Consider the following 24,447-nt stretch of genomic DNA (forward strand, 5'->3'; position numbering starts at 1 on the left):
TATGCGGTGTGACGGTGTGCTGTTGTCGCGGATGGAGCGGTGGTGTCGCGTTGGTGTCCGGTGGTGCGCTGCCGGCCCGGACGGGCGTCAGGCCGGCGAGAACAGGTGGTCGCTGATGAGCCGGGCCGCGCCGGTGACTCCGGCGGTCGGGCCCAACTCCCCCAGGACTATGGGGAGATTGCCGGTGGCCAGCGGCAGGGACTGCCGGTAGACCTGGGTACGTACGCTGGCCAGCAGCGTGTGACCGAGACCGGTCACGCCGCCGCCGATCACCACGAGGCCCGGGTTGAAGAAGCTCACGAGCCCGGCGATGACCTGGCCGACGCGGTTGCCGCCGGCCCGGATGAGATCGAGTGCGGCGGGGTCACCCGCGGCAGCGGCGGCGGCGACATCCACGGCGGAGAGCCGGTCCGCGGCCTCCAGCCGGGCGGCCAGCTCGGGCGAGCGGCCGGAGCGCGCGGCGTCCTCGGCGTCCCGGGCGAGGGCGGCGCCGCTGAAGTAGGCCTCCAGACAGCCCTTGTTGCCACAGGCGCAGGCGCGGCCGTCGGACTCGACCTGGATATGGCCGATGTCGCCGGCGCTGCCGGTCGTACCGCGGTAGACCTCGCCGCCGACGACGATCCCGCAGCCGATACCGGTACCGATCTTGACGCAGAGGAAGTCACCGACCGAGCGTGCGACGCCCGCGTGCTGCTCCCCCATCGCCATCAGGTTCACATCGTTGTCGACCATGACCGGGCAGCCGAGCTCCTGGCTCAGCGCCTCCCGTACGGGGAAGCCGTCCCAGCCCGGCATGATCGGCGGCGCGACCGGGACACCCTCGGGGAAGCGGACGGGTCCCGGTACGCCGATCCCGGCGCCGTCGAACTCGTCGGCGAGCCCGGAGACCTTGAGCTTGGCCGCCATGACGAGCACCTGCTCGAAGACGGCGACGGGCCCCTCGCGGACATCCATGGGGTGGTTGAGATGTCCCAGCACCTCCAGCTCCGCGTTGGTCACGGCGACATCGATGGAGGTGGCGCCGATGTCGACACCGAGGAAGCGCAGGGCGGGCGCCAGCCGGATGTTGTGGGAGCGCCGGCCGCCGCGCGAGGCGGCGAGTCCGTCGGCGACCACCAGGCCGGTCTCCAGCAGCCGGTCCACCTCGACGGCGAGCTTGGAGCGCGAGAGATCGACCTGGTCACCCAGTTGCGCACGGGAGTTGGGGCCACCGTCGCGCAACAGCCTGAGCAGTCGCGCCTGATGCGCGTTCGCGGGTCGTGCGGTCATACGTCTCACGCGCCCCTCCCCGCCTTCTCGGCCTATGCGTCGGGCTTTCGAGGGAACGTAGCAGCGCTTGCCCGCAGGGGGAAGAAGTTGAGCGGGAATCAGTCCCAACTTTCTCCACACCGAGGACAAAGCCGATTCGAGGCGTCGCTTTTGCGGCCTTTCGCACCTGCTTTTCGGGGAGGCCGGGAATGCCCGGACGCGGGAGGTTCAGGACTCCTGGCGATGGTGGTACGTGTTGCGCGTGTGCTCCGTGTGCGCCTTCATGACTTCCGTCGCGCGCCGCTCGTCGCGCGTAGAAATCGCGGCGATGAGCTCACGGTGCTCGATCCAGGACTGCTTGCCGCGCTGCCGGGCGACCGGCGTGTAGTACCAGCGCACCCGGCGGTCCACCTGCGCGGCCAGCTCGGCCAGTACGACATTGCCCGCCAGCTCCATGACCTTGGCGTGGAAGGCGGCGTTGGTGGCGACCGTCAGATCCCTGTCGTCGTCGGCCACGGACTGCTCGCCCTTGGCGCACAGCGCCTCCAGCTCGGCGATCCCCGCCGCGCCGGAGTTGGCCGCGGCCAGCCGGGCGGCCTCCGCCTCAAGGAGCGTACGGACCGACAGCAGTTGGTCCGCCTCGTCCTCGGTCGGCTCATGGACGAAGGCGCCCTGCGCCGGGCGCAGATCCACCCAGCCCTCGGTGTTGAGGCGCTGAAGGGCCTCACGCACCGGCTGCCGGGACACCCCCAGATGACGCGCGAGTTCGCTCTCGACGAGGTGCTGGCCGGGCTGGAGCGCCCGGGTCGTGATCAGTTCGAGCAGGGCCTCGTACACACGTTCACGCAGTGGTCCCGGTCGTTCGAGTTTAGGCACGGCACCTTGCGCCAACTTCGCGGACAACATCGTGTCCCCCTCCTGGCCGGCAGTGTCATTGACTGTAGCGATGGACCGATGTCACCAGGGGTGATGAGCATCAAGACATTGGCTATCGTCTACAGTCTACCGAGAACAGCGGGGTTCATGGGCAACGGATGACCTGACCCGCGTAGGAGAGGTTCCCCCCGAAGCCGAAGAGCAGCACCGGCGCCCCCGACGGAATCTCTCCGCGGTCCACGAGTTTGGACAGCGCCATCGGGATGGACGCCGCGGACGTATTGCCGGAATCCACCACATCACGGGCGATGACCGCGTTGACGGCACCGATCTTCTGGGCGACGGGCTCGATGATCCGCAGATTGGCCTGATGCAGCACGACCGCGGCCAGTTCCTCGGGGGTGACACCCGCCCGTTCGCAGACCTTGCGGGCGATCGGCGGCAGCTGGGTGGTCGCCCAGCGGTAGACGGACTGCCCCTCCTGGGCGAAGACCGGCGGGCTGCCCTCGATCCGTACCGCGTGGCCCATCTCCGGCACCGAGCCCCAGAGCACCGGACCGATCCCCGGCTCCTCGTCGGCGCCGTCCGCCACGACGACCGCCGCGCCCGCGCCGTCGCCGACCAATACGCAGGTCGAGCGATCGGTCCAGTCGGTGATCGCGGTCATCTTGTCCGCCCCGATCACCAGGACGCGGGACGCGGAGCCCGCCCGTACGGCGTGGTCGGCGGTGGCGAGGGCGTGGGTGAAGCCCGCGCAGACGACATTGAGGTCCATGACGGCGGGCGAGCCCATGGAGAGCCGGGCGGCGACCCGGGCCGCGGTGTTCGGGGAGCGGTCGATGGCGGTGGAGGTGGCGACCAGCACCAGATCGATGTCCGCCGGGGTGAGCCCGGCGGACGCCAGGGCCTTGGCGCCCGCGTGCGCGGCCAGCTCGTCCACCGGCTCATCGGGCCCCGCCATATGACGGGTTTTGATCCCCACCCGGCTGCTGATCCACGCGTCACTGGTGTCGACCAGGGCCGCCAGGTCGTGATTGGTGAGCACCTTGGCGGGCTGGTAGTGCCCGAGCGCGGCGATACGAGTGCCGGTCATGCCCGGGACCCCCTCTGGTTCGACGTCAGGAGTGCTCCAGTCTCGTCAGCGACTCACCGGTAAGGGTGCAGGTGAACCAACAGGATTCAGCCGCGCCGCTTGGAGACTCCATATCATCCGGTGAAAAGCTGGGCCGCCTTCAGTACCAGCTCGTACACACCGTACGCGAGGGGGATCCCTACCCAAAGCCAGGCGAAGACGATCAGACCGGTACGCCGGGACTCAGCCGGTGCGGTGCTGTTCGCTGGTGACGTGGTCATCGGCGGCCTCCCTGGGGGCGGGGACGTGGTGGCGCGGGTGGACGGGCCTGACCAGTTCATTGGCGACGAAGCCGATGACCAGCAGCCCGATCATGATGGTGAACGAGAGACCGTACAGCCCCGATCCGCTCCGGCCCGCCTCTTCCTGGCTGTCCGCGACCCGGTTGACGATCAGCGGGCCGAGCACACCGGCGGTGGACCAGGCGGTGAGCAGCCGGCCGTGGATGGCGCCCACCTGGTAGGTGCCGAAGAGATCCTTGAGATAGGCGGGGACCGTGGCGAAACCGCCTCCGTAGAAGGACAGGATCACCAGCGCGCAGAGGACGAACAGCGGCTTGGAGGAGTCGCCGAACCGCGAGATCAGCAGATACATCAGCGCGCCGACACCGAGATAGACGCGGTACATGTTCTTGCGGCCGATCAGGTCCGAGGTGGAGGACCAGCCGATCCGGCCCGCCATGTTGGCGGCGGAGAGCAGCGCCACGAAGCCGGCCGCGGCCGAGACGCTGACGGGCGCGTCGGTCTCCGCGAAGAAGTCGGTGATCATCGGGGCGGCCTTCTCCAGGATCCCGATCCCCGCGGTGACATTCATGCACAGGACCACCCACAGACACCAGAACTGCGGGGTGCGCACAGCGGACTTGGCGGACACCTGCGCGGTGGAGATCAGCGCGCCCGCCACGGGCTTCGCGGCGCCGGGGGCCGGCCGCGGCCCGTCGTCCCCGCCCTGCCGGTAGCCGGGCGGGGGTACGCGGACGAGCAGGACGCCGAGGGCCATGAACACCGCGTACACCAGCCCGTGCACCAGGAAGGCGAGCGCGATCCCCTCGCTCCCCGCGCCGAACGAGTCGAGCATCTGCGCGGACCATGGCGAGGCGATGAGCGCGCCGCCGCCGAAGCCCATGATGGCGATACCGGTGGCCATGCCCGGCCGGTCGGGGAACCACTTGATCAGGGTGGAGACGGGCGAGATATAGCCGATGCCGAGGCCGATACCGCCGACGAAGCCGTAGCCGAAGACGATCAGCCAGTACTGCTCGGTGAAGGCGCCGAGCGCGGCGATCAGAAAGCCCGAGGAGAAGCAGCAGAGAGCGACCGTCATCGCCCAGCGCGGCCCCTTGCGTTCGACGAGGGTGCCGCCGAAGGCCGCGGACAGGCCGAGCATGACGATGCCCAGCTGGAAGGGGAGGGCGCTGGCGGTGCCGGAGAGACCGAGTGCCGATTCGAGCGGCGGTTTGAACACGCTCCAGGCATAGGCCTGGCCGATCGAAAGATGCACCGACAGCGCGGCGGGGGGTACCAGCCAGCGGCTCCAGCCGGCGGGCGCGAGTGGGGGCGTCATGGTCGCGAACTCTAGGAAGCCGACCACCCGGTTGGGAAGATCCACAGCCAAGTTTGCCGACTGCATACCTTTCCGGAGCCTTGTAGACCAGAACTCCATACTGTAGACAATATATCGTCAACACGGAATGTGATCAACAGCACAGAAACCGGAATACGGAGTGTGACCCTTCCCTCGGTCTCCCTCAAACCGAACGGAGAGCCCCACGTGAAAGTCGCAGTTGTCGGCGCCGGAGCGATCGGCGCCTATGTCGGAGCCGCTCTCGACCGAGCGGGCGCCGACGTCCATCTCATCGCCCGCGGACCGCATTTGGCGGCCATGCGGGAGCACGGAGTGCGGGTGCTCAGTCCTCGTGGTGATTTCACCGCGCGGGTGCACGCCACCGACCGGCCGGAGGACATCGGTCCGGTCGACTATGTGTTCCTCGGGCTGAAGGCCAACTCCTACGCGGCGTGCGGGCCGCTGGTGACGCCTCTGCTCAAGGACAGCACGGCGGTCATCGCCGCCCAGAACGGCATTCCCTGGTGGTACTTCCACGGCCACGGCGGTCCGTACGACGGCCGGCGGGTCGAGAGTGTCGACCCGGGCGGCTCGGTCAGCGCCGTACTCCCACCCGAACGTGCGATCGGGTGTGTGGTGTACGCGGCGACGGAGCTGGAGGGGCCGGGCGTCGTCCGGCATCTCGAAGGCACCCGGTTCTCGATCGGCGAACCCGACCGCTCCATCTCCCCGCGGTGTCTGGAATTCAGCGATGCCATGCGGACCGGAGGTCTCAAATGCCCCGTCGAGGCCGAGTTGCGCGAGGACATCTGGATCAAGCTCCTCGGCAATATCTCGTTCAACCCGATCAGCGCCCTCACCCGCGCCACCATGCGGGAGATGTGCCTGCACCGCTCCACCCGCGAGGTCATCGAACTGATGATGTCGGAGGCCCTGCGGGTCGCCGAGGCGCTGGGCTGCCGTCCCGACATATCCGTCGAACGGCGGCTGGCGGGGGCGGAACGGGTCGGTGACCACCGGACCTCCACTCTCCAGGACCTGGAGAAGGGCAAGCCCCTGGAGCTCGATGTCCTGCTCGCCGCGGTCGTGGAACTCGCCGCGATCAGTGATGTTCCGGTGCCGACGCTCCGCACGGTGGACGCGATCTCGGATCTGCTGGCCCGCGGGGTGACCGCGGCCGCCTGACCACCCGTCACCGACACCTGGAGAGGCGGGTACGCGTCAAATCCCCGCACCGGGGTTCCCACGCGTACCCGTCACCGGGATACTGTATGCAATGGGCGCGGCCATCACTCCCAAAGGAGAGCGCAGCGTGAAGAACCGAGACCGCACGCCGAAAACGTACGCCCGCATCACCCACCCCCTGGTGCGGGACGAGAAGGGCGGCCCGTTCCGCAGGGCGACCTGGGACGAGGCGCTGGACCGCGCGGCGGAGGGCCTGCGCGCCGCACGCGGCGCGTTCGGGATGTTCTCCTGCGCCCGCGCCACCAATGAAATGAACTATGTGGCCCAGAAGTTCGCCCGTGTGGTGATGGGCACCAACAACGTGGACTCCTGCAACAGGACCTGTCACGCGCCGAGTGTGGCCGGGCTCTCCGCCGTCTTCGGATCCGGCGGCGGCACCTCCTCGTACGGGGAGGTGGACCACACGGATCTGATCGTGATGTGGGGCTCCAACGCCCGCTTCGCCCACCCGATCTTCTTCCAGCATGTGCTGCGGGGTATCAGGAACGGCGCGCGGATGTACGCCGTCGACCCCCGCCGTACCTCCACCGCCGAATGGGCCGAGAGCTGGCTCGGACTGAACGTCGGTACGGACATCCCGCTGGCCCACGCGGTCGGCCGCGAGATCATCCACGCGGGCCTGCACAACCGCTCGTTCATCGAGCGCGCCACCACCGGGTTCGACGAGTACGCCGCCGAGGTCGAGCCATGGACGCTCACGGTGGCCGAGCAGGTGACCGGCGTACCGGCCGAGGCGATCCGCGAGCTCGCGCACGCCTACGCCCGCGCCGAACGGGCCCAGCTGTGCTGGACGCTGGGCATCACCGAGCACCACAACGGCACCGACAACGTACGGGCGCTGATCAATCTCTCCCTGCTCACCGGGCATGTCGGCCGGTACGGCTCGGGCGTGCAGCCGCTGCGCGGCCAGAACAACGTGCAGGGCGGCGGCGACATGGGCGCCATCCCCAACCGGCTGCCCGGCTTCCAGGACATCCTGGAGCCCGATGTCCGGCGGAAGTTCGAGACCGCGTGGGACACCGTCATCCAGCCGCACTACGGGCTGAACCTGACGGACATGTTCGAGGCGATGGAGACCGGCGGGCTCAAGGCCGTCTACTGCATCGGCGAGAACCCCGCCCAGTCCGAGGCCGACAGCGAGCAGGCCGTGGAGCGCATGAAGCGGCTCGACTGTCTTGTGGTGCAGGACATCTTCCTCACCAAGACCGCCGAACTCGCCGATGTGGTACTGCCCGCCACCGCCGCCTGGGCGGAGACGGACGGCACCACCACCAACAGCGAGCGCCGGGTGCAGCGGGTGCGCAAGGCCGTGGAGCCGCCGGGCGAGGCGCGCGAGGACATCGACATCATCTGCGAGTTGGCCGGCCGGCTCGGGCACGCCTGGAAGTACGCGGACGCGGAGTCGGTGTGGAACGAGCTGCGTTCGGTCTCCCCCGACCACTACGGCATGACGTATGAGCGGCTGGCGGAGCATCAGGGCATCCAGTGGCCCTGCCCGGACACGGAGAAGCTCGAACCGACCTATCTGCACGGCAGGTTGTGGGAGGCCGACCCGGCCAAGCGCGGCCGGCTCGCGCCCTTCGGCATCGTCAAGCACGACCCCCCGGTCGATCTGACGGATGATCAGTACCCGATCAGGCTCACCACGGGCCGCCGGCTCGACTCGTACAACACCGGGGTGCAGAGCGGGAGTTTCGCCTCTCCGCTGCGGCGCGGCGAGTATGTCGAGCTGTGCCCGGAGGACGCCGAGCGGTACGGGGTGTCGGTGGGCGAGGAGGTCCGTATCTCGTCGCGGCGCGGCACGGTGCAGGCGCCGGTCTGGGTCGACCCGGGGCTCCGTCCCGGTCTGGCCTTCATGACCATGCACTTCCCCGACGAGGTGGACACCAACCAGCTGACCATCGAGGCCAATTGCCCGATCGCGGGCACCGCCGAGTTCAAGGCGTCGGCGATCCGGATCGAGAAGCTGCCCGCAGCGGCGTCAAGGAGCTGAGACCCAGTGGATCTGCACTTCGGTGACAGCAAGCCGACCGGCGAGGAGCGGGCGGCGGTCGACGCACTGCTCGGCCCGCCGGCCTCGGCCTGGGAAGGCGCGGACGACCGTACGGACACGGATCTGCGCTGGGCACGGGGCGGTCGCGAGGCACGGGCGCGACGAGACCTGCTGTTGCCGGGGCTGCACGCGGTCAACGACCGCGTCGGCTGGATCAGCGAAGGCGCGCTGGACTACCTCTGCCGACGGCTCACGGTGCCGCCGGCGGAGGCGTACGGCGTCGCCACGTTCTACGCGATGTTCGCGGTCAAACCCCGCCCCGCGAAGGTGCTGCACGTCTGTACCGACCTGGCCTGCGCCGCCCATGGCTCCCAGGCGCTCTGCGCGAGCCTGGAAGAGCGGCTGGGGGCCGCGGGCGCGCCCGTGGCCGGCGCCGTCTGGCAGCCGAGCCCCTGTCTCGGTCTCTGCGAACGGGCCCCGGCGGCGCTGCTCGTCCAGGCGGGCGCGGCGGAGGGCGCCGAGGCGACGGAGCCGCCGTCCCGGCCGTACGCCACGGCCGTCATCGCCCCCGCCACCGCCGAGGCGCTCGTCCTGGCCACGGCCGCGCCCGAGGAGGCGCCCGCCGAGCCCGGCGCGGCGATGGCCGTACCGCAGGCCGGGCAGCCGGGGCTGACACTGCTCGGCCGCGTCGGCGTCGTCGACCCGTACAGCCTCGACGACTACCGGGCGCACGGCGGCTACGCGGCGCTGCGCCGGGCCTTCGACATCGGGGCCGCCGGTGTCATCAGGGAGGTGACCGACGCCGGTCTGGTCGGCCGCGGCGGCGCGGCCTTCCCCACCGGCCGCAAGTGGCAGGCCACCGCCTCGCAGCCGGCCCACCCGCACTATCTGGTCTGCAACGCCGACGAGTCGGAGCCCGGCACCTTCAAGGACCGGGTGGTCATGGAAGGCGATCCGTACTCCCTGATCGAGTCGATGACCATCGCCGGATACGCGGTCGGCGCGCACCACGGCTATCTCTATCTGCGCGGCGAGTATCCGCGCGCCCTGCGCCTCCTCCAGAACGCGATCGACCGGGCGCGCGCCCGCGGACTGCTCGGGGACGACATCCTCGGCCAGGGGTACGCCTTCGACATCGAGATCCGGCGCGGTGCGGGCGCGTACATCTGCGGCGAGGAGACCGCGCTGTTCAACTCGATCGAGGGCTACCGGGGCGAGCCGCGCTCCAAGCCGCCGTTCCCGGTGGAACAGGGCCTGTTCGGCAAGCCGACCGCCGAGAACAACGTCGAGACGCTCATCAATGTGCTGCCCATCCTGACCGGCGGCGCCCAGGCGTACGCGGCGATCGGCACGGCGCAGTCCACCGGGCCCAAGCTGTTCTGTGTCTCCGGCAATGTGTCGCGCCCCGGCATCTACGAACTGCCCTTCGGCGCCACGCTGGGCGAGCTGCTCGATCTGGCCGGCACACCGGGCGAGGTGCGGGCGATCCTGCTCGGCGGCGCCGCGGGCGGATTCGTACGGCCCGACGAGCGGGACATACCGCTGACCTTCGAGGGGACCAGAGCGGCCGGCACCACACTCGGATCCGGGGTGGTGCTGGTGATGGACGACACCGTACAACTGCCGCGGATGCTGCTCCGTATCGCCGAGTTCTTCCGCGACGAGTCCTGCGGGCAGTGTGTGCCCTGCCGGGTCGGGACGGTACGGCAGGAGGAGGCCCTGCACCGGATCCAGGACCGTACGGGCGCCGAGGCCGCCGGGGACATCGCACTGCTGCGCGAGGTCGGCCGGGCCATGAAGGACGCCTCGATCTGCGGTCTGGGACAGACCGCGTGGAGCGCCGTCGAGTCCGCCATCGACCGTCTGGACGTCTTCGAGTCAAGGGGTGCCAAGTGACCGCGATACCGCTTCAACCACCGCGCCGGCTGATCGAGTTCACACTGGACGGCCAGGAGACGCGGGTACCGGAGGGGTCCACACTCCTGGACGCCTGCCGTGCGGCCGGCAAGGACATCCCGACGCTCTGCGAGGGCGACACACTCACCCCGAAGAACGCGTGCCGGGTGTGTGTCGTCGAGGTCGAGGGCGCCCGTACGCTGGCGCCCGCCTGCTCGCGCCGCGCGGAGGCGGGCATGGACGTCCGTACGGACACCGAGCGCGCCCGGCACAGCCGGAAGATCGTCCTCGAACTCCTCGCCTCGTCGACCGATCTCTCGACCACCCCGAGGGCCGCCGAATGGCTCAAGGAGTACGACGCCAAGCCCGCGCGCTTCGGTCCCGACGCGGCCCGGCTGAACGAAGAGCCGAAGATCGACAACGATCTGTACGTCCGCGACTATGACAAGTGCATCCAGTGCTACAAGTGTGTCGACGCGTGCGGTGAGCAGTGGCAGAATTCCTTCGCGATCTCTGTCGCGGGCCGCGGTTTCGACGCCCGTATCTCCACCGAGCACGACACACCGCTGACCGATTCGGCCTGTGTCTACTGCGGCAACTGCATCGAGGTCTGCCCGACCGGAGCACTCAGCTTCAAGTCGGAGTTCGACATGCGGGAGGCCGGTACGTGGAACGAGCCGGCCCAGACGGAGACCACCACGATCTGCGCCTACTGCGGCGTTGGCTGCAATCTGACACTGCACGTGCAGGACAATGAGATCGTGAAGGTGACCTCGCCGCACGACAACCCGGTGACACACGGAAATCTCTGCATCAAGGGACGGTTCGGCTACCAGCACGTACAACAGCACTGACAACGGCACCGGCAGCGGCACTGCCGGCAGCACCGACGAGTAGGACTGGATCACATGGGACGGGTCACCGAGCGCCGCCGCACCATCCGTATCCGGGACGGAGCCATCTCGACCCGTCCCGACACCCTGGTGGCGGAAGAGCCACTGGAAATCCGGCTGAACGGCAAGCCGCTCGCCATCACCATGCGCACGCCGGGCGACGACTTCGCGCTCGCGGCGGGCTTCCTCGTCAGCGAAGGGGTGCTGGCGGCGGGGTCCGACGTCCAGTCCATCGTGTACTGCGCCGGAGCGAAGGACGACGGCTCGAACACGTACAACGTCGTCGATGTACGGCTGGCGCCGGGGGTGCCCGTGCCGGACATCACGCTGGAGCGCAACGTCTACACGACCTCGTCGTGCGGACTGTGCGGCAAGGCCAGCCTGGACGCCGTACGGACCACGGCCCGGTTCCCGATCAATGACACTCCCCCGGTCCATATCGAGCCCGCGCTGCTCTCCGGCCTCCCCGACCGGCTGCGGGCGGCACAGCAGGTCTTCGACCGGACCGGGGGCCTCCACGCGGCCGCGCTGTTCTCCGAGGACGGCGAGATGCTCGACATCCGGGAGGACGTCGGCCGGCACAACGCGGTCGACAAGCTCGTCGGCCGCGCACTGCGGCAGGATCTGCTGCCCCTCTCCCGGGCGATCCTGCTCGTCTCCGGCCGCGCGTCCTTCGAACTCGCGCAGAAAGCCGTGATGGCGGGCATTCCTGTGCTGGCGGCGGTGTCGGCGCCTTCGTCGCTCGCCGTCGATCTCGCCGCGGAGACCGGGCTGACGCTGGTCGGCTTCCTCCGCGGCACCTCCATGAACGTGTACGCGGGGGACGAGAGGATCGCCCTGCATACCGGGGTCTGACCACCCCCGCTGCACGGAACAGGGCCCGGCCGGCGGGGAGCGCCCCCTGCGTCGGCCGGGCTCTTTCTTTCTTGAGGGCTCGGTTCGCCTCCGGGGCGCTTTATGTCTGCGTCGACGGTCGACCGTGCTCGATTCGCTCGTACCTCACGAACCTCCGCCCGCGCGGCGGAGCCGCATATCCAGCACAGCCTCCCTTTCGACGCCGACGCGCCCCTTCGGCTCACTCGCCGGCGGGCGCGGAGACGGGCGTACGGATCGAGGCGGGCCGCTTCAAAGGACCCGGGATACCCGGAGGCTGGGGGTCCGCCGCGCGGCGCTTCGCTATGACCGCGCACACCATCAACTGCATCTGGTGGAACAGCATCAGAGGCAGTACGGCCAGGCTCGCCTGCGCGCCGAACAGCACGCTCGCCATCGGCAGTCCGGCCGCCAGGCTCTTCTTCGAACCGGCGAACTGGATCGCGATCCGGTCCGCACGGCCGAAGCCCAGGCGCTTGCCGCCGTACCAGCTCAGCGAGAGCATCGCGGCGAGCAGCACCGCCTCGACGCCCAGCAGTACCGCCAGCCTGGCGGGGGTCACCTGGTGCCAGATGCCCGCGGCCATGCCCTGGCTGAACGCGGTGTAGACGACCAGCAGGACCGAGCCGCGGTCGACCAGGCCGAGCAGTTCGCGGTGGCGGGTGAGGAAGCCGACGATCCAGCGGCGCAGCAACTGGCCCGCCAGGAAGGGCAGCAGCAGTTGCGCGACGATCTTGAACAGCGAGTCGGCGGAGAAGCCGGCCGTCCCGCCGCCGATCAGCAGCGCCGCGAGCAGCGGTGTGAGCACGATGCCGACGAGGCTGGAGAACGATCCCGCGCAGATCGCGGCGGCCACATTGCCGCGGGCGATGGAGGTGAAGGCGATGGACGACTGGACCGTGGAGGGCACCAGGCAGAGGAAGAGCAGTCCGCTGTAGAGCTGGGGTGTCAGGGCGAACGGTACGAGCCCCCGCGCGGCCAGTCCCAGCAGCGGGAAGAGCAGGAACGTACAGGCGAGGACGGTCAGATGGAGGCGCCAGTGCTTCAGCCCGTCGACCATCTCGCGGGTGGAGAGCCGTGCTCCGTAGAGGAAGAACAGCAGCGCCACCGCTCCTGTCGAGGCCCCGCCCGCGACATCGGCGGCCGTGCCGGAGACCGGCAGGAGCGCGGCGAGGACGACGGTTCCGATGAGCGCGAGGATGTAGGGGTCGACAGGCAGCCAGGACGGGATCCGGATGCGCGGGGAAAGACGGCGGTTCATGTGCTCCACTACTGGCTGTCGGTACAGTGCGTGCCTCCCCATGCTCCCCCTGTTCTCCATGATCGGGAATCCCGCATATCACTCTGACTGTCATCGCGGTCCGTGATAACGCTCTAACCTGGCGGTATGTACGACCCACGACAGCTGCGCACCTTCCTGGCCGTGGCCCAGACCCTGAGCTTCACCCAGGCCGCGCACCGGCTCGGGCTGCGCCAGTCCACGGTGAGCCAGCACATCCGCCGTCTTGAGGAGGCGACGGGGCGGCTCCTGTTCACCCGGGACACCCACAGCGTGGAGCTGACCGAGGACGGCGAGGCCATGCTCGGCTTCGCCCGGACGATCCTGGCGGCCCATGACCGGGCGGCGGCCTACTTCACCGGCACGCGGCTGCGCGGCCGGCTCAGATTCGGCGCCTCGGAGGACTTCGTCCTCACCCGGCTCCCGGAGATCCTGGAGACCTTCCGGCTCGACCATCCCGAGGTCGACCTGGAGCTGACCGTGGAGCTCTCCGGCATCCTGCACGAACAGCTGGCGGACGGCGGGCTCGATCTGGTGCTGGCCAAACGCCGCACGGGCGACCGTCATGGCGAGCTGGTCTGGCAGTCCACCCTGGCCTGGATCGGGGCGCCGCAGCTGCGCCTCGACCCGGAGCGTCCCGTCCCGCTGATCGCCTTTCCGCCGCCCGCGCTCACCCGCGCCCGCGCGCTGGAGGTGCTGGAGGCGCACGACCGGCGCTGGCGTATCGCGTGTACGAGCGCCAGCCTGAGCGGACTGATCGCGGCGGCCCGCGCGGGACTCGGCGTCATGGCGCACACCCGGGGGCTGATACCGCCGGGTCTGGTGCCGGTCCCGGCGAAGGCGGGGCTGCCCGAGCTGGGCGGGGTGGACTTCGTCCTGCTGCACGGCCGGCGCCGGGGCCGCCCGGAGGCCCAGGACGCGGCGGACGCGCTGGCGGCGGCGATCCTGGCGGGCGGCGACCGGCTGCACCGTCCGGCGGCGGACAACTGAGAGCGGGCAGCTCAGGGCGGACAACTGATGGGGCGCAGGTACAGACCAGAAACCCCGGCTCGGTAGAGCGCGCGTGACAGCGGCGTACGGATTCGGTGGAGATTCCCCCGCCCGTCACTTACCCGGCGGTCAGATGTGCCTCGCGAGCCCCAGAAAGCGGGCTCGAATCGGGCGCTGACCTGTGGTGATACGGCTTCGTGCCGGTTCCGTGGACGCTCTCCCCCCGGAGCGTCCGTTGGGGTACCGTCACCCGCGCTGTGCGGAGCGCCACAAGGAGCAAGTCATTGCGCGAGTTCACCGTCCCCCCTCTGCCGGCCGCCCCCCACGTGGGTGGGCTCGCGGACGCCGTGTTCGATCATGCCGTCGACGATCCGCGACGGGTCGCGCTCGGCCGCAAGGACGAGCGGGGCCAGTGGTGGGACATGACCTCGGCCGCGTTCCGTGACGAGGTACTGGCGCTGGCCAAAGGGCTGCTCGCGCACGGCGTACGGTTCGGCGACCGGGTCGCGATCATGTCCCGTACCCGCTACGAGTGGACGCTCTTCGACTTCGCGCTCTGGGCCGTCGGCGCGCAGTCCGTACCGGTCTATCCCACCTCCTCGGCCGAACAGGTCTACTGGATGCTGTACGACGCCGAGGTCTCGGCCTGCATGGTCGAGCACGAGGACCACGCCATGACCATCGGTTCGGTCATCGACCGGCTGCCCAGGCTCAAACGGCTCTGGCAGCTGGACGCCGACGCGGTGGACGAGTTGTTCGCCGCGGGCGCCGGCATCGACGACGAGGTGGTGCACCGGCACCGCAGGGCGGTGACACCGGACTCCGTGGCCACGGTGATCTACACCTCGGGCACCACGGGCCGCCCCAAGGGGTGTGTGATCACCCACGCCTGCTTCATGTTCGAGGCGGACACGGTCCTCAACCGCTGGGAGCCGGTCTTCCGCTCCAAGGCCGGTGAGGAGACGTCGACCCTGCTCTTCCTGCCGCTCGCGCATGTCTTCGGGCGGATGATCGAGATCGCGGCGATCCGCGGCCGGGTGAAGCTGGGACATCAGCCCGTCCTCCAGGCGAGCGCGCTGCTGCCCGATCTCGTGGCGTTCCGGCCGTCCTTCATCCTGGCCGTGCCGTACATCTTCGAGAAGGTCTACCAGGCGGCACGCCGCAAGGCGGAGAGGGACGGCAAGGCCGGGCCCTTCGACAAGGCCGTGGAGGTGGCGGTGCGGTACGCGGAGGCGCTGGAACACCGCGCCTTCGGCCTCGGCCCCGGCCCCTCCGCGACGCTGCGGGTGCAGCACCAGTTCTTCGAGAAGGCCGTCTACAGCAAGGTCCGTGACGCGATGGGCGGCCGGGTACGGCACGCCATGTCGGGCGGTTCGGCGATGGACCGGCGGCTCGGGCTGTTCTTCGCGGGCGCGGGCGTCACCGTCTACGAGGGGTACGGTCTCACCGAGTCCTGCGCGGCGGCCACCGCCAACCCGCCGGAGCGCACCCGCTACGGCACGGTCGGCCAGCCGATCCCCGGCACCTCGGTGCATATCGCGGCGGACGGCGAGGTGTGGCTGAGCGGCGGCCAGATCTTCTCCGGCTATCTCAACGACCCCAAGGCCACCGACGCCGTACTGCACGACGGCTGGCTGGCCACCGGCGATCTCGGGGCGCTCGACGAGGACGGCTATCTGACCATCACCGGACGCAAGAAGGAAATACTGGTCACCTCCGGCGGCAAGAGCGTCTCGCCCGGCGCCCTGGAGGACCGGGTACGGGCGCATCCGCTGGTGTCGCAGTGCATCGTGGTCGGCAATGACCGGCCGTATATCGCGGCGCTGGTGACCGTGGACCGGGAGGCCGTCGACCACTGGCTGTCCCTCCAGGGGCGGCCACCGCTCAAACCCACCGATCTGGTGCGGGACAAGGATCTGGAGATGGAGGTCCGGCGCGCGGTGGTGGCCGCGAACACGGCGGTGTCCCAGGCCGAGTCGATCCGTACGTTCCGGATCCTCGCCCATCCGTTCAGCGAGGAACTGGGCCTGCTGACACCGTCGTTGAAGCTCAAGCGCAAGGCGATCGAGGCCGCCTACGCGATCGAGGTGGACGCGCTCTACCGTTGAGGTGCGCACTGACGTCCACGCCCGCGGGAATCCGCCCGCCGCCGTGATCGTTGTTCATCCGGAGAAGCAACCGACGACGTTAGGATCGACCGCTCGTGAGCAAGGTCCCCACCCTCACTCTCCACAACGGCATCGAGATGCCCCAGCTCGGCTTCGGCGTCTGGCAGGTCCCGGACGACGAGGCGACGCGGGCCGTCGGCACCGCCCTGGAGGCCGGCTACCGCAGCATCGACACCGCCGCCCTCTACCGCAACGAAGAGGGCACGGGCAGGGCCATCGCGGCCTCCGGGATCGCCCGTGAGGAACTGTTCGTCACCACCAAGCTGTTGAACGGCGAGCAGGGCTACGACACGACACTGCGTGCCTTCGACACCTCGCTGGGGAAGCTCGGTCTGGAGTATGTCGACCTCTATCTGATCCACTGGCCGATGCCGGCCCGCGACACCTATGTCGACAGCTACAAGGCGTTCGAGAGGATCCTGGGCGAGGGCCGCGCCAAGGCCATCGGCGTCTCGAACTTCCTTCCCGAGCACCTGGAGCGGCTGCTCGGCGAGACCTCCGTGGTCCCCGCCGTCAACCAGATCGAGCTGCACCCGCAGCTCCAGCAGTCCGCGTCCCGGGCGTTCCACGCGGAGCACTCCATCGCCACCGAGGCATGGTCGCCGCTCGGTCAGGGCAAGGGGCTGCTGGAGGTCCCGACGGTGGTCGCCATCGCGCGCAAGCACGACAGGACCCCGGCGCAGGTGGTGCTCCGCTGGCATCTCCAGCTGGGCAACGTGGTGATTCCCAAGTCCGTGACGCCGTCCCGGATCCAGGAGAACATCGACGTCTTCGGCTTCGAGCTGGACGCCGACGATCTGGCGGCGTTCGCCGCGCTGGACGAGGGCAGGCGCCTCGGTCCCGACCCGGCGGAGCTCAACGGCTGACCCCGAACACCGCGGCGCCGTCGGCCCGTTACGGCCGACGGCGCTGTCGGCCGGGCCGCGCTACGAGCCGACCGGCAGCGCGCCCGACCGGTACTCCTGCGGGCTGACGCCGCGTACCCGCTTGAAGGCCGCGCTCAGCGCGAACGAACCGCTGTAGCCGACCTTCCTGGCCACCGACTCGACCGTCGCGTCCGTACCGCGCAGCAGATCCCCGGCGAGCGCGAGCCGCCAGCCGGTGAGATACGCCATCGGGGGCTCCCCGACCAGCTCGGTGAAGCGGCGGGCGAGCCCGGCCCGCGAGACACCGCACGCGATGGCGAGCGAGGCGACCGTCCAGGGCCGGGCCGGCTCGTTCTGAAGGAGCCGCAGGGCGTTGCCGACCGCCGGATCGGCCATGGCGCGGTACCACCCGGGGGCCGCCGCGCCGGGCCGGGCGAACCACGTCCTGAGCACGGCGATCAGCATCAGATCCAGCACCCGGTCGAGCACCACGCTCTGGCCCGGCTCGTCCCGGGAGATCTCGTCGTCGAGCACGGGCATCAGCGGGCAGTTCCAGGCATCGGCCGGCAGATGCAGGAGCGGCGGCAGCGCGTCCAGCAGCCGTCTGCTGACCTCGCCGTCCATCTGGTACGTACCGATGAGGACGGTCGTCCCGCCGTCCGGGGCGTTGCCCCAGGTCCGTACGCCCAGGTGCATGGACTGGGCGAGCGGCTCGCCCTCCAGGGTGCGGCAGACGCCGCCGGGGCCGATCAGCGCGCGCGGCGCGGTGCCGGGGCTGTCGGCGGTGAGGTACGGCTCCGGACCGCGGGCGATCGCGACATCCCCGGGGCGCAGCAGCACCGGATCACCGCCGCCGTCGGGGACGATCCATGCTTCACCGCGGGTGACGCACATCAGACAGAGCGGGGCCCGGTCCTCGATCCTGACGGACCACGGCGGCTCCATCACCATGCGCAGCAGAAAGGCCCCGCGCGCCCGCGGTCCGTCGAGGAGTCCCGCCAGTACGTCCATGGTCACCAGCGTAAATGGACCCGCGATGACACTCTCAGGCGGCGCCGTGCACGGGGGCGAACGCCTCGACGCGCCGCGCCAGTTCGAAGTCCCGGACGGTGAGGGCGCCGCCCGCGTCATGGGTACTCACCGCGAGGGAGACGGTGTTGTAGCCCAGGGTCAGCGCGGAGTGGTGGTTCAACTCCTCCTGGGTCCGGGCGACATGCACGACCATCGCGGTCGCGGCGAAGTGCGTGCCCAGCCGGTAGGTACGGGTCAGCAGGCCGTTCTCCACGGACCAGCCGGGAAGCTCCCGCAGCCGGTCCTCGATCTCGTTCTGCGACAGCGGCTCGGTGGCCATGGCCGGGGCTCCTTACGGGAACGGGCAGCGACGCGGCCGACGATACGTCGTCTCTCCGCGCCGCCGGGGCCGCCGTGCCGCGCGCACCCCGTACGCCCCTTCCCGGACCGGTGCATTACGGTCCTCGTATGGCAGCTCGCGGTATGACGGCTCAGGTCGCGTCGGCCGGATTCACGGCGGCTCGTGCCGCCGAGCCGGCCGTCGGTCCCCTGCTGCGCGACTGGCGCAAGCGGCGCCGGGTCAGCCAGCTGGAGCTGGCGATCCGGGCGGACTCGTCCGCCCGGCACATCAGCTTCATCGAGACGGGCCGGGCCCGCCCCAGCGAGGAGATGGTGCTGCGGCTCGCCGAGCGGCTCGATGTGCCGGTACGGGAGCGCAACACCCTGCTGCTGGCGGCGGGTTACGCGCCCCGGTTCACCGAGACGGCGCTGGACGACCCGGCCATGGACGCCGTACGCGAGGGCCTGGAACAGCTGCTCCGGGGGTACGAGCCGTATCCGGCGGTCGTCGTGGACGGGACGTACACCGTGGTGGCCGCCAATCGGGGCATCGCCATGCTGATGGAGGGGCTGCCCGCGAAGCTGCTCGCGCCGCCGCTCAACGCGATGCGGCTCACCCTCCATCCGGAGGGACTCGCTCCACGCATCCGCAATCTGCGGGAGTGGCGCGGGCATCTGCTCGACCAGATGGAGCGCCAGCTCGCGCTGGACCGCTCCCCTACGCTGCGCGCGGTGTACGAGGAGGTCGCGGCGTATCCGCTGCCGGAGTCCGGGGCGGAGGAGGAGAGGGCGGGTGGCGGGACAGGTGCGCTCCGTTCCGTCGCGGGGCCGAGCTTCGCGCTGCCGATGATCATCGAGCACGACGGTCGGGTGCTCTCCTTTCTCTCCTCCATCTCCACCTTCAACACCCCGATGGACGTGACCGTCGCCGAACTGGCGATCGAGACGTTCCTCCCGGCGGATCCGGCGACGGTCGCCTATCTGACCTCACGCGCCGCGTAACGCACCGCGTCGGAGGGGCCCTGTCCGATGAGTTCGCGCGGCGGCGGGAGTCTTCCCTCTGACCGCACACTCGGGAAGGTGGACCGATGACCACGCTGCGCAACACGCTGGAGACGTACGTCGGCAACGGCTCGATGCCGGGAGCCGTGGGCCTGGTGGCCCACGGCGACGACCGGGTCGAGGTGGCGGCCGTCGGCTTCACCGATGTCGAGGGCACGTCCCCGATGGCCAGGGACTCGATCTTCCGCATCGCCTCGATCACCAAGCCCGTGACGGCCGCGGCGGTCATGATGCTGGTGGATGACGGTCTGATCGCGCTGGACGACCCGGTGGGGCCCTGGCTCCCGGAGCTGGGGTCACCGACGGTCGTCCGTACGCCGGCCGGTCCGGTCGATGACGTGGTCCCGGCGGCCCGGGCGATCACCGTGGCCGATCTGCTCACGTTCCGCGCCGGGTACGGGTTCCCGTCCGACTTCTCGCTGCCCGCGGTCGGGCTGCTGTTCAGCGAGTTGGGCCAGGGCGCGCCACAGCCGCAGGGGGTGGCGGCGCCCGACGCGTGGATGGCGGCGCTGTCCCGTATTCCGATGCTGCACCAGCCGGGCGACGCCTGGCTGTACAACACCTGCTCCGACATCCTGGGCGTGCTGATCGCCCGGGTCGCGGGCCGTCCGCTGCCCGAGTTCCTGGCGGAGCGGCTGTTCGAACCGCTCTCCATGGCCGACACCGGATTCGAGGTACCGGCCGGCAAGCTCGACCGGTTCACCAGCTACTACGGGACCGGTCCGACGGGCGGCCCCGAGCTGATCGACGCCCCCGACGGCCAGTGGAGCAGCCCGCCGGCGTTCCCGTCCGGCGCCGGTGGGCTGGTCTCGACCGTCGACGACTGGTACGCCTTCGCCCGGATGCTGCTCGCCGAAGGGACGGCCGGCGGCCACCGGCTGCTGTCGCCCGCGTCGGTCCGGCGGATGACCACCGACCAGCTGACCCCGTCCCAGCGCGAGGCGAGTCCGCTGTTCCTGGAAGGCCAGGGGTGGGGTTTCGGCGGCTCGGTCGATGTCGCGGAGATCAATCCCTGGAATGTGCTGGGACGGTACGGCTGGGTCGGCGGTACGGGCACGGCGGCGTATCTCGTCCCGTCCACCGGAGCGGTCTCGATCCTGCTCAGCCAGCTGGCGATGACCGGTCCGACCCCGCCGCCGCTGATGCGGGACTTCTGGCGGTACGCGGCCGGCGTCTGAGCCCGCGCCGCCACCCTGGACGGGGCCTGCTCGGCGGTCACCAGACCGTCAGCAGCAGATGGTTGACGAGGAGAGCCAGGCCGGCCTGTGCCGCGAGCCAGCCTCGGTGGTCACGGGCGGGGAGCAGCGCGGCGGCGGCCGGCAGCCAGAGCGTGAACGGCAGCCAGATGCGCTCCGTCTCGGCCTTGCTCATCCCCGACAGATCCGCGACCAGCAGTGCCAGGAGCCCTGCGGCCACCAGCAGGGCGACGGTCCGGTCGGGGCTCCTGACGCCTCGGTCGGCGCCCCGGGCACCGCGGACGGCGGCCGGCAGGCGCCGGATCCCGGCGACGGCCGCGAGTCCCGCCGCGATCACCGCGCCGGCTCCATTGGCCCATAGCCAGTAGCCGTACGGGCGCTCCCTGGCCACGCCCTGGTAGTAGCGCTCCACCAGCAGTCCGTACGCCTCCCACCACCGGAACCCGGCCAGCAGGAAGGCCACCGCCACCACCGCGAACCCCACGACGGCCGGCCCCACCACCGGCAGCGGCCGTGCCGTACGGGCGAGGACGAGCACCGCCACGGCCGGGACGACCATCAGCGTCAGCCCGTACGACAGATGGATCGTCACCCCGAACAGCAATCCGGAGCCGAGCGCCGCCGCCCAGGGCGCGCGGACGGTACGGGTGGCCGCGAGCGCCAGCAGGGCGAGCGCCCAGGCGGCGACGGCCGCGAAGTAGCCGTCGGCGGAGGCGCCGACCCATACGGCGCCCGGGGCGAGGACGAGGAAGGGGGCCGCCGCGCGTGCCGTGCTCCCGGCGCCCAGCGCGCGCAGTGTGACGAGGACGGCGGCGGCCGTCGAGGCGCCGGTGATCACACAGAACGCGCCGGCCCACGCGCCGCCGCCGAGCCCGATCCGGTCGAGTCCGACGAAGGTCAGGACGGCGCCCGGCGGATGGCCCGCGATATGGGTCGGCCAGTTGTCCGGCGGGCCGATCAGGATGTGCCGGGTGAAGCCGCGCAGGGTGGCGGGGATGTCGTCGAACCGGTCGACTCCGCTCAGATACTCGTGCCGGGTGGTCAGCCGGCCGGCCACCCCGCGCTGCCAGCCGTCCACCAGCGCCAGCGACCAGGTCCAGGCCAGCGCGGCGGCCCAGCTCACCCAGGTCAGCCGGCGCCAGGACAGCCGGGCGGCGAGGGGCGGGCCGTACGCGATCACCGCGACGGCGGTCAGCAGCGCCGGGAGCGTGCCGGGGCCGACGTGCGGCATCCACTGGGCCAGCAGGGGCGGCCAGTTGACGTGGAGGGTCCCGTCGTAGTGCTCGATCAGGGTGCCGGCCACGGCGGCGACGGCGAAGAGCAGCGCGCCCGCGCCCGCCGCCATCAGGTCGAGGCGACGGCCGGAGCGCCCCGCGGGCGCGGCCGGGGTGGCCGTGGCTTCCGTGGCTTCCGTGGCCGACGTTTCCGCGAGTTCGGAGCCCGCGCCGGGGCGGGGTAGCAGGGTCACGCCCGTCACGTTAGGCGCGCGGTCCCCCGTACCGGGGCGAGCGACAGGCCGCGTCACCGAACCGTCAGATCTCCCGCCGTCCGGGGGGCGATGACCGACGTCAGGGTTTGGTCATGAGTCGAAACCGCGTCCGGCGCCTTCCGCGCCCTACGGTCGCCGGTATGAAAGTCCCCACCCGCCTCACCCCGCCGTGGCGCAGCCCGCTGCGTGGGCCCTGGCTGACCTCCGTCTTCGCCGTGGTGCTGCTGATCGGCATTCCCATCCTCTTTCTGACGGGGCTGGTGTCCTATCTCGCGTACAACCCCGATCTGTCCCCGGTCAATGACAAGACTCCGGAAAAGGGACTGCTCGGCTTCTATCTCTTCGCCTGGCCGACCGACCCCTACTGGCTCTACCGCGTCACGCAGGGCGTGCATGTGACGCTCGGGATCGTGCTCGTACCGGTGCTGCTCGCGAAGCTGTGGTCGGTCGCGCCGAAGCTGTTCGTGATGCCGCCGGTGCGCTCGCCCGGCCACGCGCTGGACCGGCTGTCGCTGCTGTTCCTCGTCGGGGGCGGGCTGTTCGAGTTCGCGACCGGCGTGCTCAACGTCCAGTTGGAGTACATCTTCCCGGGCTCGTTCTATCCACTGCACTTCTACGGGGCGTGGGTGTTCATCGGGGCGTTCGTCGCCCATGCCGCCCTGCGGCTGCCGCGTACGGTGCGGGCGCTGCGCGGCCGGGACCTCCGCGCCGAGCTGCGGACTCCGGTGGCGCGGACCGTACCCGAGCCGCTGGACGAGACCGGTCTGGTCTCCCGCGATCCGGCGCCGCCCACCCTCTCGCGGCGCGGCGCGCTCGGGATGGTGGGGCTGGGCTCGCTGGCGCTGCTCGTGGTGACGGCCGGTCAGAGCATCGGTGGCTCGCTGCGCGGTACGGCGCTGCTCGCCCCGCACGGCCGCGAACCCGGTTCTGGTCCGAACGGCTTCCAGATCAACAAGGGGGTGACGGCGGTGGGGATCCGGGCGCGGGACATCGGTCCCGGCTGGCGGCTGACGGTACGGGGCGGTGGCAGGGAGACCGTACTGACCCGGGCCGAGCTGGAACGGCTGCCCCGGCACGTCTCCGCGCTGCCGATCGCCTGTGTGGAGGGCTGGTCCACCTCCGACCAGCACTGGGAGGGGGTCCGGCTGACCGATCTCGGCGCCCTGGTGGGGATGGGGGACGCGCCGCCGAGCGTGTTCGTGGAGTCGGTGCAGTCGCACGGCTCCTTCCGCTCGGTGGCGCTGCGGGACAATCAGGTACGCGATCCGCGCTCGCTGCTGGCCCTCCGGGTCAACGGCGCCGAGCTGTCGGCGGATCACGGCTATCCGGCGCGGATCATCGTGCCGGGCGCGCCGGGTGTGATGAACACCAAGTGGGTCCGGCGGCTGAGCTTCGGGGAGTCGTCATGGCCCGTATGAGAAGGCCGCGGCCGAACTGGCGGGAGCTGCGCCGTCATCTGGACGTACGTCGGCGCTTCCGCCGGCTGTACGGGGAGTCGCCGGGCCAACTCCTCATTCTGCTGGCCTCGTTCGCGCTCTGCGGATACGCCGGGATCCGGCTGCTGGCGGGCGACTGGCCGCTGATCCTGCTCTGGTTCGTGGGTGCGGCGGTGCTGCACGATCTCGTGCTGGTGCCGCTGTACACGCTCGGCGACCGGGCCGTCGGGGCCGCCCTGGCACGGCGTCGGCGGCCGGTGCCGCGCGCGGGCGTCAACTACGTACGCGTTCCGGCCTTTCTGTCGTCGCTGTTGCTGCTGGTGTACTGGCCGCTGGTGCTGCGGACCCCGGAGCCGTACGAGCCGGCCACCCGGCTCGATATCGATGTCTTCCTGGGTCGTTGGCTGCTGATCACCGCCGCGCTGTTCGCGCTCTCCGCGTGCTGGCTGCTGGTGCGGAGCTGGCCAAATCTGTGGTCCCGCCGCCCGAGAGCGCCCTGGCGGCGGCTGTGGCCCGGCCGCTCCTCGGGCCGGTTGTCAGACCCATGACCCAGACTTGAGGGTCCGACAGATCCATTGAGAGGAAGCCGGGATGACCACCACCACGTCCCTTACATCGAGCACGTCGGGTGAGTGCACCGCGGCGCGGGCCTATCTTCGCCTCCTGGCGGCCGTGCGCGCCGTACTGGACGACCCGCTGCAGGCGTCCCTGGCGGCGCCGCTGCTCGCCGCCCCGATCGCCGAGGCGGACGAAGCGCTCCGCGCGGCGGGTCTGGCGGGCAACGAGCGGGAGTTCCTCCATCTGGTGGCCGCGCAGGCACTGGCTCAGCGGCCTCACACATGACGGCACGACGGCGGACGCCCTGTCTGATGAGGGCGCCCGCCGCGTGTGC

Annotated in this window: 22 protein-coding genes; 13 read left to right on the forward strand and 9 right to left on the reverse strand. The window is 70.5% G+C overall.

Going from position 1 to position 24,447, the window contains the following annotated elements; all coding sequences use genetic code 11:
- Window positions 1-87: 87 nt before the first annotated feature.
- The 5 genes from IF11_RS0106450 to IF11_RS0106465 all read right to left on the reverse strand — a co-directional run bounded on the left by IF11_RS0106450 (window position 88) and on the right by IF11_RS0106465 (window position 4,819).
- Window positions 88-1,269: an ROK family transcriptional regulator gene (locus IF11_RS0106450; RefSeq protein WP_030350460.1), complete on the reverse strand. Its 1,182-nt coding sequence runs from the start codon at window positions 1,267-1,269 to the stop codon at window positions 88-90.
- 207 nt (window positions 1,270-1,476) lie between these two features.
- Window positions 1,477-2,154, reverse strand: coding sequence for a GntR family transcriptional regulator (locus IF11_RS0106455; RefSeq protein ID WP_030350461.1), 678 nt, complete (start codon window positions 2,152-2,154; stop codon window positions 1,477-1,479).
- A gap of 115 nt (window positions 2,155-2,269) precedes the next feature.
- Window positions 2,270-3,217: a beta-ketoacyl-ACP synthase III gene (locus IF11_RS0106460; RefSeq protein WP_030350462.1), complete on the reverse strand. Its 948-nt coding sequence runs from the start codon at window positions 3,215-3,217 to the stop codon at window positions 2,270-2,272.
- Between the two features lie 113 nt (window positions 3,218-3,330).
- Window positions 3,331-3,477, reverse strand: coding sequence for an MFS transporter small subunit (locus IF11_RS43130; RefSeq protein WP_326609807.1), 147 nt, complete (start codon window positions 3,475-3,477; stop codon window positions 3,331-3,333).
- Window positions 3,440-4,819, reverse strand: a complete 1,380-nt coding sequence (locus IF11_RS0106465; protein ID WP_030350463.1) for an OFA family MFS transporter — start codon at window positions 4,817-4,819, stop codon at window positions 3,440-3,442. The genes IF11_RS43130 and IF11_RS0106465 overlap by 38 nt, the downstream gene beginning before the upstream one ends.
- A gap of 207 nt (window positions 4,820-5,026) precedes the next feature.
- On the opposite strand from IF11_RS0106465, the gene IF11_RS0106470 reads away from it, so the two are divergent.
- From IF11_RS0106470 to fdhD, 5 genes are all read left to right on the forward strand, one after another.
- Window positions 5,027-6,004, forward strand: a complete 978-nt coding sequence (locus tag IF11_RS0106470; protein WP_030350464.1) for a 2-dehydropantoate 2-reductase — start codon at window positions 5,027-5,029, stop codon at window positions 6,002-6,004.
- Window positions 6,005-6,131: 127 nt separating this feature from the next.
- On the forward strand, window positions 6,132-8,057 hold the full coding sequence (locus tag IF11_RS0106475; protein WP_030350465.1) for a molybdopterin oxidoreductase family protein: 1,926 nt from the start codon (window positions 6,132-6,134) through the stop codon (window positions 8,055-8,057).
- Window positions 8,058-8,063: 6 nt separating this feature from the next.
- Window positions 8,064-9,953 (forward strand): NAD(P)H-dependent oxidoreductase subunit E, encoded by a 1,890-nt coding sequence (locus IF11_RS0106480; RefSeq protein ID WP_030350466.1) that lies wholly within the window; start codon window positions 8,064-8,066, stop codon window positions 9,951-9,953.
- The gene (locus IF11_RS0106485) at window positions 9,950-10,807 is read left to right on the forward strand and encodes a 2Fe-2S iron-sulfur cluster-binding protein (RefSeq protein WP_030350467.1); all 858 of its coding nucleotides are present in this window, start codon (window positions 9,950-9,952) and stop codon (window positions 10,805-10,807) included. Before IF11_RS0106480 ends, IF11_RS0106485 begins: the two co-directional genes overlap by 4 nt.
- A gap of 54 nt (window positions 10,808-10,861) precedes the next feature.
- On the forward strand, window positions 10,862-11,701 hold the full coding sequence (gene fdhD / locus IF11_RS0106490) for a formate dehydrogenase accessory sulfurtransferase FdhD (RefSeq protein WP_030350468.1): 840 nt from the start codon (window positions 10,862-10,864) through the stop codon (window positions 11,699-11,701).
- Window positions 11,702-11,921: 220 nt separating this feature from the next.
- On the opposite strand, the gene IF11_RS0106495 is transcribed toward fdhD, so the two are convergent.
- Complete coding sequence (locus tag IF11_RS0106495; RefSeq protein ID WP_051745571.1) at window positions 11,922-12,980, reverse strand: bile acid:sodium symporter family protein; 1,059 nt, start codon at window positions 12,978-12,980, stop codon at window positions 11,922-11,924.
- A gap of 126 nt (window positions 12,981-13,106) precedes the next feature.
- Between IF11_RS0106495 and IF11_RS0106500 the strand changes: the two genes are divergently transcribed.
- The 3 genes from IF11_RS0106500 to IF11_RS0106510 all read left to right on the forward strand — a co-directional run bounded on the left by IF11_RS0106500 (window position 13,107) and on the right by IF11_RS0106510 (window position 17,022).
- Entirely contained in the window at window positions 13,107-13,988 is an 882-nt protein-coding gene (locus IF11_RS0106500; protein WP_030350470.1) for a LysR substrate-binding domain-containing protein, read from the forward strand.
- A 284-nt stretch (window positions 13,989-14,272) separates the two neighbouring features.
- Window positions 14,273-16,096: an AMP-dependent synthetase/ligase gene (locus tag IF11_RS0106505; protein ID WP_030350471.1), complete on the forward strand. Its 1,824-nt coding sequence runs from the start codon at window positions 14,273-14,275 to the stop codon at window positions 16,094-16,096.
- 95 nt (window positions 16,097-16,191) lie between these two features.
- On the forward strand, window positions 16,192-17,022 hold the full coding sequence (locus IF11_RS0106510) for an aldo/keto reductase (protein WP_030350472.1): 831 nt from the start codon (window positions 16,192-16,194) through the stop codon (window positions 17,020-17,022).
- Window positions 17,023-17,082: 60 nt separating this feature from the next.
- Here IF11_RS0106510 and IF11_RS0106515 read toward each other — a convergent pair whose 3' ends face one another.
- Window positions 17,083-18,033 carry an AraC family transcriptional regulator gene (locus tag IF11_RS0106515; protein WP_030350473.1) on the reverse strand — a complete coding sequence of 317 codons (951 nt, stop codon included), beginning with the start codon at window positions 18,031-18,033 and terminating at the stop codon, window positions 17,083-17,085.
- A 34-nt stretch (window positions 18,034-18,067) separates the two neighbouring features.
- Complete coding sequence (locus IF11_RS0106520) at window positions 18,068-18,373, reverse strand: 4a-hydroxytetrahydrobiopterin dehydratase (RefSeq protein WP_030350474.1); 306 nt, start codon at window positions 18,371-18,373, stop codon at window positions 18,068-18,070.
- A gap of 143 nt (window positions 18,374-18,516) precedes the next feature.
- Here IF11_RS0106520 and IF11_RS0106525 point away from each other — a divergent pair, with 143 nt between their 5' ends.
- Together IF11_RS0106525 and IF11_RS0106530 are read left to right on the forward strand one after the other, a co-directional pair.
- Window positions 18,517-19,374, forward strand: a complete 858-nt coding sequence (locus IF11_RS0106525; RefSeq protein WP_030350475.1) for a helix-turn-helix domain-containing protein — start codon at window positions 18,517-18,519, stop codon at window positions 19,372-19,374.
- A gap of 86 nt (window positions 19,375-19,460) precedes the next feature.
- The gene (locus IF11_RS0106530; RefSeq protein ID WP_030350476.1) at window positions 19,461-20,612 is read left to right on the forward strand and encodes a serine hydrolase domain-containing protein; all 1,152 of its coding nucleotides are present in this window, start codon (window positions 19,461-19,463) and stop codon (window positions 20,610-20,612) included.
- A gap of 37 nt (window positions 20,613-20,649) precedes the next feature.
- Here IF11_RS0106530 and IF11_RS0106535 read toward each other — a convergent pair whose 3' ends face one another.
- The gene (locus IF11_RS0106535; RefSeq protein WP_106979123.1) at window positions 20,650-21,975 is read right to left on the reverse strand and encodes a hypothetical protein; all 1,326 of its coding nucleotides are present in this window, start codon (window positions 21,973-21,975) and stop codon (window positions 20,650-20,652) included.
- A gap of 284 nt (window positions 21,976-22,259) precedes the next feature.
- Here IF11_RS0106535 and IF11_RS0106540 point away from each other — a divergent pair, with 284 nt between their 5' ends.
- Genes IF11_RS0106540 through IF11_RS0106550 form a run of 3 tightly spaced genes read left to right on the forward strand, consistent with a single transcriptional unit; the run spans window position 22,260 to window position 24,398 of the window.
- Window positions 22,260-23,537: a molybdopterin-dependent oxidoreductase gene (locus tag IF11_RS0106540; protein ID WP_030350478.1), complete on the forward strand. Its 1,278-nt coding sequence runs from the start codon at window positions 22,260-22,262 to the stop codon at window positions 23,535-23,537.
- Entirely contained in the window at window positions 23,534-24,103 is a 570-nt protein-coding gene (locus tag IF11_RS0106545) for a hypothetical protein (protein ID WP_240627905.1), read from the forward strand. Before IF11_RS0106540 ends, IF11_RS0106545 begins: the two co-directional genes overlap by 4 nt.
- A 43-nt stretch (window positions 24,104-24,146) precedes the next feature.
- Window positions 24,147-24,398: a hypothetical protein gene (locus tag IF11_RS0106550; protein WP_030350480.1), complete on the forward strand. Its 252-nt coding sequence runs from the start codon at window positions 24,147-24,149 to the stop codon at window positions 24,396-24,398.
- Window positions 24,399-24,447: the final 49 nt, after the last annotated feature.

Source organism: Streptomyces scopuliridis RB72 (assembly GCF_000718095.1).
Classification (GTDB): domain Bacteria; phylum Actinomycetota; class Actinomycetes; order Streptomycetales; family Streptomycetaceae; genus Streptomyces; species Streptomyces scopuliridis.